The following is a 379-nucleotide window of genomic DNA, read 5'->3' as shown; positions in this document are numbered from 1 at the left end:
CAGTCGATCGACGGTCAAGAACAGCCTTGCCATTCTCGTTCGAGTGCTGGAGCAAGCGGTCCGCGACGGCATCGTTGACCGGAACCCGGCGAGAATTAGCGGCTGGCAACGCGAGTATCAGCGTGCTGAGGATGAGCTCGACGATCCGCGGTCACTAGCGTTGCCAGACTGGAACGCCCTAACGCAACTCGCCGACGCGCTCGTAAGGCGTTCAGCCGGGCACTTTCAGGGTTGGGGCGACGTCGTCATCTTTGCTGCCTGCACGGCGGCTCGCATCGGCGAGGTCGCTGGGGTACGCGCAGGTGATATCGATGTGACGAACTGGACCTGGACGGTCCGACGGCAGACCACACCTAGCCCTGGAGGTCTAGCAGACAAG

1 protein-coding gene is annotated in these 379 nt (G+C 62.5%); it reads left to right on the top strand.

The annotated features are described in order from the left end of the window. A partial coding sequence (locus tag AC5RWQ_RS30785) for a site-specific integrase (protein ID WP_494286098.1) occupies positions 1-379 on the top strand: 379 nt, incomplete at both ends.

Source organism: Micromonospora sp. BS32 (assembly GCF_059089345.1).
Note: the sequence above shows the minus strand (reverse complement) of the source record. Positions and strands in the feature narration are given on the sequence as shown.